This is a genomic window from Sphingomonas sp. SFZ2018-12 (assembly GCF_022496715.1).
GTDB lineage: Bacteria > Pseudomonadota > Alphaproteobacteria > Sphingomonadales > Sphingomonadaceae > Sphingomonas.
Genome location: NZ_WTFM01000001.1, coordinates 1,493,445 through 1,506,572 on the forward strand (window position 1 = coordinate 1,493,445; position 13,128 = coordinate 1,506,572).

The 13,128-nt window shown below is 67.4% G+C and carries 10 protein-coding genes and 1 tRNA gene; 5 read left to right on the plus strand and 6 right to left on the minus strand.

Features of this window, described 5'->3' with window-relative positions; genetic code table 11:
* The first annotated feature begins 137 nt into the window (after nucleotides 1–137).
* From GO308_RS06950 to GO308_RS06960, 3 genes are all read left to right on the plus strand, one after another.
* On the plus strand, nucleotides 138–2,042 hold the full coding sequence (locus GO308_RS06950; protein ID WP_240884800.1) for a potassium transporter Kup: 1,905 nt from the start codon (nucleotides 138–140) through the stop codon (nucleotides 2,040–2,042).
* Nucleotides 2,039–2,563, plus strand: coding sequence for a 2'-5' RNA ligase family protein (locus tag GO308_RS06955; RefSeq protein WP_240884802.1), 525 nt, complete (start codon nucleotides 2,039–2,041; stop codon nucleotides 2,561–2,563). The genes GO308_RS06950 and GO308_RS06955 overlap by 4 nt, the downstream gene beginning before the upstream one ends.
* Nucleotides 2,564–2,621: 58 nt before the next feature.
* Nucleotides 2,622–2,698, plus strand: a tRNA-Met gene (locus tag GO308_RS06960).
* 18 nt (nucleotides 2,699–2,716) lie between these two features.
* Here GO308_RS06960 and tpiA read toward each other — a convergent pair.
* Complete coding sequence (tpiA, locus tag GO308_RS06965) at nucleotides 2,717–3,466, minus strand: triose-phosphate isomerase (RefSeq protein ID WP_240884804.1); 750 nt, start codon at nucleotides 3,464–3,466, stop codon at nucleotides 2,717–2,719.
* 124 nt (nucleotides 3,467–3,590) lie between these two features.
* On the opposite strand from tpiA, the gene GO308_RS06970 reads away from it, so the two are divergent.
* Together GO308_RS06970 and GO308_RS06975 are read left to right on the plus strand one after the other, a co-directional pair.
* Complete coding sequence (locus tag GO308_RS06970; RefSeq protein WP_240884806.1) at nucleotides 3,591–5,543, plus strand: peptidylprolyl isomerase; 1,953 nt, start codon at nucleotides 3,591–3,593, stop codon at nucleotides 5,541–5,543.
* Nucleotides 5,544–5,547: 4 nt separating this feature from the next.
* The gene (locus GO308_RS06975; RefSeq protein WP_240884808.1) at nucleotides 5,548–7,050 is read left to right on the plus strand and encodes a chorismate-binding protein; all 1,503 of its coding nucleotides are present in this window, start codon (nucleotides 5,548–5,550) and stop codon (nucleotides 7,048–7,050) included.
* A 7-nt stretch (nucleotides 7,051–7,057) separates the two neighbouring features.
* Here GO308_RS06975 and GO308_RS06980 read toward each other — a convergent pair whose 3' ends face one another.
* The 5 genes from GO308_RS06980 to GO308_RS07000 all read right to left on the minus strand — a co-directional run bounded on the left by GO308_RS06980 (nucleotide 7,058) and on the right by GO308_RS07000 (nucleotide 13,128).
* Nucleotides 7,058–7,510 carry a hypothetical protein gene (locus tag GO308_RS06980; protein ID WP_197417195.1) on the minus strand — a complete coding sequence of 151 codons (453 nt, stop codon included), beginning with the start codon at nucleotides 7,508–7,510 and terminating at the stop codon, nucleotides 7,058–7,060.
* Between the two features lie 84 nt (nucleotides 7,511–7,594).
* Nucleotides 7,595–8,992 (minus strand): trehalose-6-phosphate synthase, encoded by a 1,398-nt coding sequence (locus GO308_RS06985; RefSeq protein WP_240884811.1) that lies wholly within the window; start codon nucleotides 8,990–8,992, stop codon nucleotides 7,595–7,597.
* Nucleotides 8,989–10,788: a glycoside hydrolase family 15 protein gene (locus GO308_RS06990; protein WP_240884813.1), complete on the minus strand. Its 1,800-nt coding sequence runs from the start codon at nucleotides 10,786–10,788 to the stop codon at nucleotides 8,989–8,991. Before GO308_RS06990 ends, GO308_RS06985 begins: the two co-directional genes overlap by 4 nt.
* Nucleotides 10,785–11,558, minus strand: a complete 774-nt coding sequence (otsB, locus tag GO308_RS06995) for a trehalose-phosphatase (protein WP_240884815.1) — start codon at nucleotides 11,556–11,558, stop codon at nucleotides 10,785–10,787. The genes GO308_RS06990 and otsB overlap by 4 nt, the downstream gene beginning before the upstream one ends.
* 91 nt (nucleotides 11,559–11,649) lie before the next feature.
* The gene (locus GO308_RS07000) at nucleotides 11,650–13,128 is read right to left on the minus strand and encodes an NAD(P)/FAD-dependent oxidoreductase (protein ID WP_240884817.1); all 1,479 of its coding nucleotides are present in this window, start codon (nucleotides 13,126–13,128) and stop codon (nucleotides 11,650–11,652) included.

A 13,128-nucleotide genomic window follows, 5' to 3' on the forward strand; every position in this document is an offset into this window, starting at 1 on the left:
TGCAAGCGCGAACGCATGGTGATACCGGCGCGGCCAGGCTTTTCGGGCGGATTGTTTCGGAAGCACGGTATCGTTTCGATGATTTTGACCTCATTTCCGACTGACTTCCGGCCTTGACCAGCGCCGGCTCCGCCTCAGTGCAGGCCACACCCGACGCAGACGAAGCCGCTGCGCCGCACCATCGCGAACAGGCCGTGTGGAAACTCGCCGTGTCGGCGATTGGCGTCGTGTTCGGCGACATTGGCACCAGCCCGCTTTACGCGTTCCGCGAAACCTTTGCGGGCCACCATCCGCTCGCGCTCGATACCCAGCATGTGATGGGTGTCATCAGCCTGATGTTCTGGTCGATGATGGTGGTGGTGACGCTGAAATACGTCCTCATCATCCTGCGCGCCGACAACAAGGGCGAAGGCGGCAGCCTGGCGCTGCTCGCGCTGATTTCCGGCAAGACGCGAAACCGGCGCTGGACCGCCGGGATCATCCTGCTGGGCGTGTTCGCCACCGCGCTTTTCTATGGCGACAGCATGATCACGCCGGCGGTGACGGTGCTTGGCGCGGTCGAGGGGCTCGCGGTCGCCGCGCCCGGCTTTGGCGGCCTCGTGCTGCCCGCGTCGGTGTTCATCCTGATCTTCCTCTTTTCGATCCAGCGCAACGGGACGGCGCGGATCGGCGCGTTCTTCGGCCCGATCATGATGGCGTATTTCATCACCATCGCGACGCTCGGCGCGATCAGCATTTCGCAAAGCCCGGCAGTGCTCGGCGCACTGTCCCCGCATCATGCCGTGCTGTTCTTCGCGGACGAGCCGCTCGCCGCGTTCCTGGCGCTGGGCTCGGTGGTGCTGGCGGTGACCGGGGCGGAGGCGCTCTATGCCGACATGGGTCACTTCGGCCGGAATCCCATCCGCCTGTCGTGGCTGTGGTTCGTGCTGCCCGCGCTGATGCTCAACTATATGGGCCAGGGCGGACTGCTGCTGCGCGACGGCGTGCTCGCGCTCGAAAGCCCCTTCTACCTGCTCGCGCCCGAAAGCCTGCGCCTCCCGCTCGTCATCCTGGCGACGATGGCGGCGATCATCGCCAGTCAGGCAGTCATCTCGGGTGCGTTTTCGGTTACGCAACAGGCGATCCAGCTCGGCTTCATGCCGCGCCTGCGCATCGATCACACCAGCGCATCGACGGCGGGACAAATCTATATCCCGCTAATCAACTGGCTGCTGATGACGATGGTCATCCTGCTCGTGCTCATCTTCCAGAGCTCGTCCAATCTCACCTCGGCCTATGGCATCGCGGTGACCGGCGCGATGTTCATCGACACGTGCCTGCTGACCGTGCTGCTGTTCTCGCTGTGGAAGTGGCGGTGGTATTTCTCCGTGCCGCTGCTCGCGCTGCTGTTCGTGGTCGACGGTGCCTATTTCCTCGCCAACCTGACCAAGGTCCCCGACGGCGGCTGGTTCCCGCTGCTCGTCGGCCTCGTCATCTTCACCTTCCTCACCACCTGGTCGAAGGGTCGGATGCTGATGATCGAGCAACTGCGCCGTTCCGCCATGCCGATCCAGGTGTTCATCTCGTCGGCCGCCAATTCGGCGACGCGCGTGCCTGGAACCGCCGTGTTCATGACCAGCACCCCCGATGGCGTGCCCCACGCGCTGCTCCACAATCTGAAGCACAACAAGGTTCTGCACGACCGGGTCATCCTGTTGACCGTCAAGATCAAGGACGAACCCTATGTCGCCGACGATTGCCGGGTCGAGCTGGAGGATCTCGGCCAGGGCTTTCATCGCATGATCCTGCGCTACGGCTTCATGCAGGAGGCCGATGTGCCCGCAGCGCTGAAGCAGGTGCGCGATTGCGGATCCGAGTTCCGAATGATCGAAACCAGCTTCTTCCTCGCTCGCCAGACCCTGCTGCCGTCGGACAAGCCGGGCATGATGCTGTGGCGCGAAAAGCTGTTCGCTTGGATGCTCCGCAACGCCGAAAGCGCGATGGAGTTTTTCCGCCTGCCGACCAACCGTGTCGTCGAGCTGGGCAGCCAGGTCGAGATTTGACCGACGCCCGCGACGCCGCGCGCGGACCCGTGATCGTCAGCGCGCTGTTCGGTCCAGCCGACTTCGCGTGGCTCAATGGTCTGCGTCAGCGTCACTTCCCGCCCGAGCGCAACCAGCTCGACGCGCACCTTACCTTGTTCCACCATCTGCCCCCCGACCTGCTCCGCGAACTGAAGCAGCGCCTGAACGCGGCGACGCGGGGGCAGCCCCGCCCCGACGCCCGCATCGCCGGGCTGATGAACCTGGGCGGTGGCGTTGCCTTTCGCGTCGAGTCGCCCGGGCTCGCGACGATCCGCGACGAACTGGCGGAGGCGTTCGCCCCGCTTCTGGTGCCGCAGGACCGCGCCGGATGGCGACCACATGTGACGATCCAGAACAAGGTGCCGGCGCGCGCCGCCCGCGCGCTGCTCGACGAACTCGCCGCCGGCTTCACGCCACGCCCGCTCGTCATTTCCGGCCTTGCCGCATGGGAATATCGCGGCGGGCCCTGGGCCCCGCTGTCGCGCCACATGTTCGCTTGACCGTCGCGCGCGACGCCCCTATGTCGCGCGCTCGCCGACCGCGATGCCGGTATTCTGGGGCGGAGTAGCTCAGTTGGTTAGAGCAGCGGAATCATAATCCGCGTGTCGGGGGTTCAAGTCCCTCCTCCGCTACCATCGCGATATTCGGCGGGCTCAGTTTCCCGCTGCCGCCGCCGCGATGATCGGCACGAATTTCGCCGCGGTCAGGCTGGCGCCGCCGACCAAGGCGCCGTCGACATTCTCGGTAAACAGGATCGCGCCCGCATTCGCGCCCGTCACCGAGCCGCCATAAAGGATGCGGATGCCCGCCGCAGTATCGCCGATCATCTGGCGCAGCTTGGCGCGCGCAATCGCATGGATGCAGGCGATTTCCTCCAGCGTCGGGGTCCGGCCGGTGCCGATCGCCCAGCGCGGTTCATAGGCCAGCGTGAACCAGTCGCCGGTCGCGTCCTCGGGCACCGACTTCTCGATCTGCGCCTGGACGACGCGCTCGGCGCGGCCGGCCTCGCGCTCGGCCTCGGTCTCGCCCACGCACAGGATGACCTGCATCGCATGGCGGTGCGCGGCCGCCGCCTTGGCCCAGGCGTCGTGGCTCGTTTCGTTCTGGTCGGCGCGGCGTTCGCTGTGCCCGACGATCACGACGCGCGCGCCCGCTTCGACCAGCATCGGCGCGGACAGGCAGCCGGTATGCGCGCCCGCATCATTGGCATGGACGTCCTGCGCACCGATCCAGACGCCTTCGCCCCGGCTCGCTGCGGCCGCGATCAGCGTCGCCGGCACGCACAGCGCGACGTCGACATCGGGGTGCGCGCGCGCAGCGGCCGCGATCGCCGCCACCGCGTCCAGGTCGCGCGCCATCCCGTTCATCTTCCAGTTGCCCGCCACCAGCTTGCGTCGCGTCATGCCTGTCCCTCCCGCTCGTTGCGTCCGCGATTAGCGCAGTCCGGCACGCGCACAAGCTTGAAAGCCCCGGCGCGCCCGCCTAGGACCCGGTTTCCCGGAACCTCAACCGATCGGCCTCCCGTCAATGCTCTCAGTCTTTCGTCGCCTGATCTTCTCGCGCATCGGTGGAATCGTCACGCTCGTCTTCCTGGTCGTGATCGCGCTGGCGTTTGCTGCGGGCGACATCACCGGCCTGCGCTCGGGTGCCCCGGCGGCGACCAGCGTCGCGCGCGTCGGCGACGAGGACATTACCTCGACCGAACTGATCCAGCGTGCCCGTCTTGAGGTCGAGGCCGCACGCCAGCGCAACCCGCTGGCCGACATGAGCCAGTTCATCGCCGCGGGAGGTCTCGAAAGCGTGCTCGACCAGCTGATTTCCGGTCAGGTGCTGCGCCAGTTCGCGACGGACGCGGGGATGGTCGTGAGCCAGAAGTTCGTCGATGGCCAGATCGCGAGCATCCCCGCCTTCCAGGGCTTTGACGGCAAGTTCAACCAGCAGACCTATGAACAGCGGCTGCGCGAACGCGGCATCACCTCCGAACAGCTTCGCGACGATATCCGGCGCGAGACGCTGGCGGGATGGCTGATCAACCCGACGATCGGGGCGCGGCAGATTTCGGCGGCGATGGCCGCACCCTATGCCTCGCTCCTGCTCGAGCGGCGCGAGGCGCTGATCGGCTTCATCCCCAGCGAGGCGGTGGACGCCGGCGGCCCGCCCGACGACAAGGCGCTGCAGGCCTATTATGGCCGCAACCGGCCCCGCTACACGATCCCGGAACGCCGCACCGTGCGTTATGCGCTGGTGACCCCGCAATCGGTCGCCGGCCAGACCACGCCCAGCGACGCGGAAATCGCCCAGGCCTATCAGCGTGATGCCGCGCGGTTCGCCGCGAGCGAGCAGCGCACCGTGCGTCAGGTGGTGATCGCCGATCAGGCCGCCGCCAACCGGCTGGCAGCGCAGGTGCGCGGCGGCACGAGTCTCGAGGCGGCGGCGCGCACCGCCGGCTTTGAACCGACGCTGTTCACCGAAGTCAGCAAGGCCGATCTCGGCCGCCAGACCGCGCCAGCCGTGGCCGACGCCGCCTTTGCCGCCGCGCAGGGCGCGGTCGCGGGGCCCGTGCGCTCGCCGCTCGGCTGGCACGTGGTGCGGGTCGAGGCGGTCCGCGTCGTCCCTGCGCGGACGCTCGCCCAGGCGCGCGAGGCGCTGGCTTCCGAACTGCGTCAGGCCAAGACCGTGGCTGCGCTGAACGCGATGCAGAGCAAGCTGGACGACGGCATTTCCGAAGGGTCGACCTTCGACGAGTTGGTCACCGACGCCAAGCTGAAGGCGCAGTCGACCGGGTCGGTGCTGGCCAACGGGCTCAACCCGGATGCGCCGGCCCAACCCGATCCGGCGCTGGCCCGGATCATCCAGGCGGGCTTCGCCGCCAACCAGGGCGACGATCCCGAAGTGGTCCAGGTCGGTGAAGACGGCACCTTCGCGCTCGTCGCGCTCGGCGCGATCCAGGAAGCCGCCCCGCCGCCGCTGGCGCGGGTGCGCGACGCGGTGCTGCGCGATTTCGTCGCCGAGCGCGCCTTCGATCGCGCGCGCACGATTGCCGAGGGGGTCGCGGCCAAGGTCAATGCCGGCACCGCGCTGCCCGACGCGATGCGCCAGACTGGGCTCAAGCTGCCCGCCCCGACGCCGGCAAAGCTCTCGCGCGCGCAGCTCGCCGCGCAGCAGCGCAACCGCGAGGCCCAAGTGCCGCCGGCGATCGAGCTGATGTTCGCGATGACCGAGAAGCGCGCCAAGATTGCGCGCGGCGACAATACGAGCGGCTGGTTCGTCGTGTATCTGGAGGACATCATCCCCGGCGATGCCAAGGGCAACGCCCAGCTGATCGGCGCAAGCCGCTCCGCGCTGGGCGGGGTGATCGGTCGCGAATATGCCGAACAGTTCGTGAAGGCGGCCGAGGCAGAGGCCGGCGTCACGCGCAACCTGGGCGCCTTGAACAAGGTCCGCAGCGACCTTGCCGGCCAGTCCGCGCCGACGCCGTGACCCGATGATCCAGGGGCTCGATCGCGCCCGCGACGCGCTGGCGCGCGGGGTGCCCGCGCTGGTGTGGCAACGCCAGGTCGCGGATACCGAAACCCCGGTCGCCGCCGCGCTCAAGCTGATGCAGCCGGGGCGCGGCGATTTCCTGCTCGAATCGGTCGAGGGCGGGTCGGTGCGCGGGCGCCACAGCCTGATCGGGCTGGCCCCCGATCTCGTATTCAGGGCCGAAGGCAATAATGCGTCGATCAACCGCGACTGGCTGACCAACCGCGACGCCTTCATCCCGTGCGAGGCGCCGAGTCTCGACGCGCTGCGCGCGCTGGTCGCCGATTGCCGCATGGACGTGCCGGGCGAGCTCCCACGCGCGCTAGCCTGTTTGGTCGGCTATTTCGGCTATGAGACCGTCGGCCTCGTCGAACGACTGCCGCGCCCGCCGGCAAATCCGATCGACGTGCCCGACATGATGTTCGTGCGCCCGACCGTCATCCTGATCTTCGACCGGCTGGCGGACGCGCTGTTCATCGTCGCGCCGGTCTGGCCCGGCGACGGCATCGACGCGACGCTCGATCGCGCGGCCGACCGGATCGAGGCGACCGCCGCCGCGCTCACCGCCAGCCCGCTGCCCGCGCCCGCGCGGATCGATGCGGCCTGCGACATCGCGCTCGAACCCGTGCTGCCCGCCGGGCGCTATCGGGCAATGGTCGCCGCCGCAAAGGATTACATCACCGCGGGCGACATCTTTCAGGTCGTGCTGGCGCAGCGTTTCCGCGCCCCCTTCCCGCTGCCGCCGTTCGAGCTTTATCGCGCGCTGCGCCGGATCAATCCGTCGCCCTTTCTCTACCATCTCGACCTGCCCGGGTTCGCGCTGACCGGCTCGAGCCCCGAAATCCTGGTCCGGGTGCGCGACGGCGAGGTGACGATCCGTCCGATCGCCGGCACGCGCCCGCGCGGCGCGAACGCGGCGGAGGACGAGGCGAACCGCGCCAGCCTGCTCGCCGATGCCAAGGAGCGCGCCGAGCATCTGATGCTCCTCGATCTGGGCCGCAACGATGTCGGCCGGGTAGCACAAGCGGGCAGCGTGCGGGTGACCGACAGCTACATGGTCGAATTCTACAGCCACGTCATGCACATCGTATCGAATGTGGTCGGGCGTATCGCGCCGGCGCGTGACGCGATCGACGCGTTGTTCGCTGGCTTCCCCGCCGGAACCGTCAGCGGCGCGCCAAAGGTGCGCGCGTGCGAGATCATCGCGGAGCTCGAACCCGAAACGCGCGGTGCCTATGCCGGCGGCGTCGGCTATTTCTCACCCGACGGATCGATGGACAGCTGCATCGTGCTGCGTACTGCGGTGGTCAAGGACGGGGTGATGCATGTTCAGGCGGGCGCTGGGATCGTCGCCGACAGCGACCCCGCCTATGAACAGCGCGAGTGCGAAGCCAAGGCCGGCGCGCTTCTCGCCGCCGCCCGCGACGCGCTGGCGCGCGCGGCGGCGCCCGGCTTCGGGCAATAGACCGCGCTCAATCGTCCTTTTCGTCGTCCTTGTCGTCGTCCTCGGCATCTTCGCGGCGCAGGGTGGACTCCAGCCGCCCCGCCTCGACCCGCTTCGCGTCGCGATCGTCGCGCCACAGCCGAAGCAACGCGCTGTTGCACCCGGTCTGACCGCCGGTTCCGACCGGGGAGCAACTGCCGGGACGGCCGACGCGATTGACTTCCTCGATCAGTTCGGCGCGCCGCGTCCAGCTTGCGCTGGGAGGCTCGACGGGGCGTTCACGGAACTGCTTGGGAATGCGGTACTGCTCGTCGCGATCCTCGCGCGAGCATACGACGATGTCGTCGGGGCCGCCGCTTGGGCAGGGATCGTCGCCATAAACGATCAGGTTGATAATCCGTTGCGGCGGCGTACCGCCCGCAGCCGGCTCCGCATCCTGTCCCGCCGGGGCGGCGAGCAACGCCAAAACCGCAAAGAGCATCGCGTTACTCCGCATCGATCGTCAAAGGTGACCGCGCATCCTCGACGAAGCCGGCTTTCCAGAAGCTGAACCGGGTCGGCGCGGTCAGGCCTCTGCCGAGACCTCGACATCGCCCATCAGCAGGTCGGTGAAGCGCTTGCGCCACCAGATCACGTCCTGCTGCTCGACATTGTCCATCATCCGCCGCCACCGCGCCTGGCGCTCGTCGCGCGGCATGCGCAGCGCGCGCAGGATCGCGTCGGACATCTCCTCCGCGCTGTACGGATTGACGAGCAACGCGCCTTCGCCCAGCTGCGCGGCCGCGCCCGCAAAGCGTGACAGGATCAGCACGCCGGGGTCCTCCGGATCCTGCGCCGCGACATATTCCTTGGCGACCAGGTTCATCCCGTCGCGCAACGGCGTCACCAGACCGATCCGCGCCGCGCGATAGATGCCGGCCAGCACGTCGCGGGGATAGCCCTGGTTGACGTAGCGGATCGGCACCCAGTCGACATCGGCATAGCCGCCGTTGATCCGGCCCGACAGCCCCTCCAGCGTGGCGCGGATCTTCTGATAGCTCTCGACCGCGCCGCGCGACGGCGGCGCAATCTGGAGCAGGAACACCTCCTTGCGCTCCTCGGGGTGATCCTTGAGGAACTGCTCGTAGCCGAGGAAGCGTTCCTCCAGCCCCTTGGAATAGTCCAGCCGGTCGACTCCGACGATCATGTCGCGCCCGACCGCGCTGTCGCGCATCCGCCGATAGCTGAGCCGTGCGGGCGGCGAATTGGCGGCGGCGACGAATTCCTGCGTGTCGATGCCGATCGGGTTGGCGACGACGCGCACCGTGCGCGCCCCCAGTTTCAGCACGTCCGGCGCAACGCGCTCGGCACCCAGATCCTTGACCGCGAAATCGCAGAAGCTTTCCAGCCACTCCTCGATATGAAAGCCGATGACGTCATAGGCGAACAGCGTCGCGACGAGCTCGCCCGCCTCGGGCAATGTATTGAGCAGCCGGCGCGGCGGCCACGGAATGTGGAGGAAAAAGCCGATCCGGTTCTTGCAGCCCCGGTCGCGCAGCTCGCCCCCGAGCGGGAACATGTGATAATCCTGGATCCAGATCACGTCGTCCGGCTCGATCAGCGGGCGGACGGTATCGGCGAACCGCTCGTTCACACGCTTGTAGCCGCCTGCGAAGTCGCGGGCATATTCGGCCAGGTCGATGCGGTAGTGGAACAGCGGCCACAGCGTACGATTGGCGAAACCGTTATAATATTCGTCGACGTCCTGTTCCTCCAGGTCGACCGTCGCCGTGGTGACGCCATGCGCGCGCTGGAAGTTGATATGGCCGCTGAACACGTCCGTCGTCTCGCCCGACCATCCGAACCACAGTCCGCGATATTCGCGCAGCGCCGCCGCGAGCGCGACTGCCAGCCCGCCCTGCGCCCCCGACTTCGAATCGGTCGGCGCGGACACGCGATTGGAAATGATGATCAGCCGGTTCATCGGATCGCGCTCCACGGTTTGCTCAACAGGACGGCGCAATTGATCATGCCGACCAGCGAATAGGTCTGGGGATAGTTCCCCCAGAGTTCGCCGCTGGCCGGGTCGATATCCTCCGACAATAGGCCGGCGGCGGTGCGACGCGCCAGCATTTCCTCGAACAGGGCACGCGCGTCGGCATCGCGGCCGGTGAAATGCAGCGCCTCGATCAACCAGAAGGTGCACACGTTGAATGCGGTTTCGGGCAGGCCGAAATCGTCCTCGGTATCATAGCGCAGCATGTGCGATCCGCGCCGCAGCCCGGTCTCGACAGCGTCCAGCGTGCCCCGGAAGCGCGGATCGTCGGGTGACAGGAACCGCAGGTCGAGCAGCTGCAACAGGCTGGCGTCGAGATCATCGCCCGTAAAGGTCGCCGAAATCCGGTTGGTGCCCGGGCGCCAGGCTGCATCCTCGATCCGCGCGCGCATGACGTCGGCGCGCGCGTTCCAGAAGTCGGCGCGCGCATCGAGACCGAGCCGCGTCGCCGCATTGCCCAGTCGGTCGCACGCTGCCCAGCACATCGCGGCGGAATAGGTGTGCGCCGCCTGACGGGTGCGCAGCTCCCACAAACCCGCGTCGGGCTGATCATACAATTGCCAGGCGCGCTCGCCGACGCGTTCCAGTGCCTCGAAATCCTCGGCATTGGCGACGCGGAACAGCCGCGCGTCGAAAAACGCCTGAACGTTGGACAGCACGATCTGGCCATAGGCGTCGTGCTGGCGCTGCTCATACGCCTGGTTGCCGACGCGAACCGGTCCCATGCCGCGATAGCCGGCCAGGCCCGGCGCGGTGCGTTCGGTCAGCTCCTGCTCGCCGAGGACGCCGTAGAGCGGCTGGATGTCGCCGCCCTGCGCCTGATCGACGATGTTGCGCAGATAGCCGAGATAGCCCTCCAGCACGTCGAGCGCGCCAACGCGGTTGAGCGCCTGCACCGTGTAATAGGCATCGCGGATCCAGCAATAGCGATAGTCCCAGTTGCGCTGCGACCCGGCATGTTCCGGAATCGACGTGGTCAGCGCGGCGACGATCGCGCCGGTTTCCTCGTGCTGGCAAAGCTTCAGCGTGATCGCGCAGCGGATGACGACGTCCTGCCACTCGAACGGCGTCGCCAGCCCCCGCGCCCAATGCTGCCAATGGCGGGTGGTATAGCTCAGCATCTCCTCGAACGTGGTCGCGATATCGCCCGAAAAGCTCTCGTCCGGACCCAGGAAGAAATGCAGCGGCCCCTCGACCCGGAATGCGCGCTCAGCCTCGATCAGGCCGACCGGCGCGGTCGTCGACAGGCGGACAATCATGCCATCGAGGCGATAGCGCAGATGGTTGGACCCGCTGGTCCGCTCAATCGCCGCGTCGCCCCAGCCGCGCGTGGGACGCAGGCGAACGCGGATCCGTGGCCGTCCCGACAGCGGGCGGACGCGACGGGCAAAGGCGACCGGACGATAGGTGCGCCCCAGCCGCTCGAAGCGCGGACAGAAATCGACGATCTCGATCGCGCTCCCCTCCGCATCGGTCAGCGTGCTGACCAGGATCGGCGTATTGGGGAGGTAATGCTGCGCGACCGACACGCATCCCTCCAGATCGATCGCCCATAGTCCCGTCGCGTCAGCCGATCCCGGGTCGTGCCCGGCGATGAGCGCGGAAAACATCGGATCGCCGTCGACGCGGGGCACGCATGCCCATACCATCCGCGCATCACGGTCGATCAGCGCGCTGACCTGGCAATTGCCGATCGGCCAGAGGTCGAGCGTCGCCGCGCTCAATGCCCGGCTCCCGCCAGACCGGACAGCCAGTCATGCACCGCCGCGACATCGTCCAGCCGCGCGCTTGCGGCAGTCTCGCGCAGTTCGCCGACCAGCACACCCAGTCCACCAAAACCCGCCACCGCCAAAAATCCCTCCTCATCCGTCACATCGTCGCCGACGAACACCGGAACGCTGCCGGCGAACTGCGGGTCGGCCATGAACGCGCGCACGGCATCGCCCTTGGTCGATCCGGGCAGGCGAAGCTCGTGCACCATCTTTCCTGTCTGCAGCGCAAACCCCTCCGACTCCGCGAAATGCTGCATGATTGCTGCGCACGCATCCGCAGCATCCGGCGCGCCGCGATGATGCAGCGCCACCCCCAGCGGCTTCGCTTCGACGAGCGTGCCGGGGTTACTGGCGGCGAAACCATGGAGTTCGGAGGTTATGCGATCGAGCGCGGCCGGACGATCCACCGGCCGTCGCGTGCCGTCCGGCCAGCGCAGCTCGGCGCCATGGCTGCCGCTTGCCGCGGTGTCCCGCAGCCCCAGCAGCGCATCCAGATCGTCGAGCGCGCGGCCGCTGATGATCGCCAGCCGCCCACCCAGCCGATCGCGCAGGCGCTGGATCAGCGCGGGCAAATCTGGCGAGACGCATACGGCATCGGGACGCGCGGCGATCGCCACCAACGTGCCATCGAAATCGAGAAACATCGCGGCTCCGTCGCCCAGCGCCGATGGCGGGCGCGCGAGGTCGACCATCGGCTCGCCTCTCCGATCGGCTTCGATCATGAATTCTGCCTCCCGCGATGACGAACGCATCCGGCGCGAATTTGTTTCGCACTGCAACACCAAAGCTTGGCGGCGGGTCGGCCGTCGGCGATCACGCCGCGCGTTGACGGTCCGGGCGGGGTTCGGGGTTGGAAAAGACCATCTCGTCGTCCACCGACCCGAAGCGCAACGTCATTACGTCGCGCATATAATTCTGGTTAAGCCGCCACGGCTTGCGCGATCCCTGTTTGGGAAAGCGCGCCAGCGCGCGCTGGACATAGCCCGACGTGAAATCGAGGAAGGGCGCAGGCTCGATCGCGCCCGAAGGCTGCGGCGTGCACTGGCGCAGCCCGCGCTTGCGCATCGTGTTGAGCAAGCGGCAGACATATTCGGACGTCAGGTCCGCCTTCAGCGTCCACGACGCGTTGGTATAGCCGAAAGTGTAGGCAAGATTGGGGATGCCGCTGAACATCATCCCCTTGTAATTCAGCGTCTCCGCCGGGTCGACGCGCTTGCCGTCGATCCACAGCGGCACGTCGCTCATCAGCTGCAGCTCCAGCCCGGTGGCGGTAACGACGATGTCGGCGGGCAGGAGCTCGCCCGTGGTCAGCCGGATGCCGTCGGCAACGAACCGGTCGATCTGTCCCGTCACCACCGCAGCCGCGCCCGAACGGATCGCAGCAAACAGATCAGCATCGGGCACCAGGCAGATACGCTGGTCCCACGGGTTATAGCTTGGCGTGAAATGCGTTTCCACATCGTAGCCGCTGCCGAGTTCGTCGCGAACCATGCCGACCAGCCGCTGCTTGGTCTCCGCCGGACGCTTGCGGGCGATCCGATAGAAGAATTGCTGCATCGCCACATTCTTCCAGCGGGTCAGGGCATAGGCGAGGCGCGCGGGCAGCACCCGGCGCATCGCGTTGGCGATCCCGTCTTCCGACGGACGCGACACGATATAGGTCGGCGACCGCTGCAGCATCGTCACCTGCGCTGCCTGTTTCGCCATCTCGGGCACCAGCGTCACTGCGGTCGCGCCGCTGCCGATGACAATCACGCGCTTGCCGGCATAGTCGAGATCGTCGGGCCAGAATTGCGGGTGCACCACGCGCCCCGCAAAGCCGTCGATCCCCGCAAAGTCGGGGGTATAGCCGCGCTGGTAGTTGTAATAGCCCGAGCACATGAACAGGAAGGCGCAGGTCATCTGCCGCTTCTCGCCACCGGGCCCGATTTCCAGCTCGATCGTCCAGCGCGCCGCCTCGCTCGACCATTCTGCGCGCACCATGCGGTGCTGCAGCCGGATATGCCGGTCGAGGTCGTGCTCGCGCACCGTTTCGTGGAGATAGTTGAGGATCGCCGGGCCGTCGGCGATTGCCTTGGCCTCGGTCCATGGCCGGAACGAAAAGCCCAGCGTGTACATGTCCGAATCCGAACGGATGCCCGGATAGCGGAACAAGTCCCACGTCCCGCCGATCCGGTCACGCCCCTCCAGGATAACAAAGCTGCGGTCGGGGCAACGCGCCCGGAGATGATAGCCCGCACCGATGCCGGACAGGCCCGCACCCACCACGATCACGTCGACATGCTCGGTCAT

Excerpts from the sequence above, each read along its gene's own strand:
- tpiA (WP_240884804.1), bottom strand. The coding sequence starts at position 3,466 with ATGACGCGACGCAAGCTGGTGGCGGGCAACTGGAAGATGAACGGGATG.
- GO308_RS06970 (WP_240884806.1), top strand. The coding sequence starts at position 3,591 with ATGCTCTCAGTCTTTCGTCGCCTGATCTTCTCGCGCATCGGTGGAATC.
- GO308_RS06975 (WP_240884808.1), top strand. The coding sequence starts at position 5,548 with ATGATCCAGGGGCTCGATCGCGCCCGCGACGCGCTGGCGCGCGGGGTG.
- GO308_RS06980 (WP_197417195.1), bottom strand. The coding sequence starts at position 7,510 with ATGCTCTTTGCGGTTTTGGCGTTGCTCGCCGCCCCGGCGGGACAGGAT.
- GO308_RS06985 (WP_240884811.1), bottom strand. The coding sequence starts at position 8,992 with ATGAACCGGCTGATCATCATTTCCAATCGCGTGTCCGCGCCGACCGAT.
- otsB (WP_240884815.1), bottom strand. The coding sequence starts at position 11,558 with ATGATCGAAGCCGATCGGAGAGGCGAGCCGATGGTCGACCTCGCGCGC.
- GO308_RS07000 (WP_240884817.1), bottom strand. The coding sequence starts at position 13,128 with ATGACCGAGCATGTCGACGTGATCGTGGTGGGTGCGGGCCTGTCCGGC.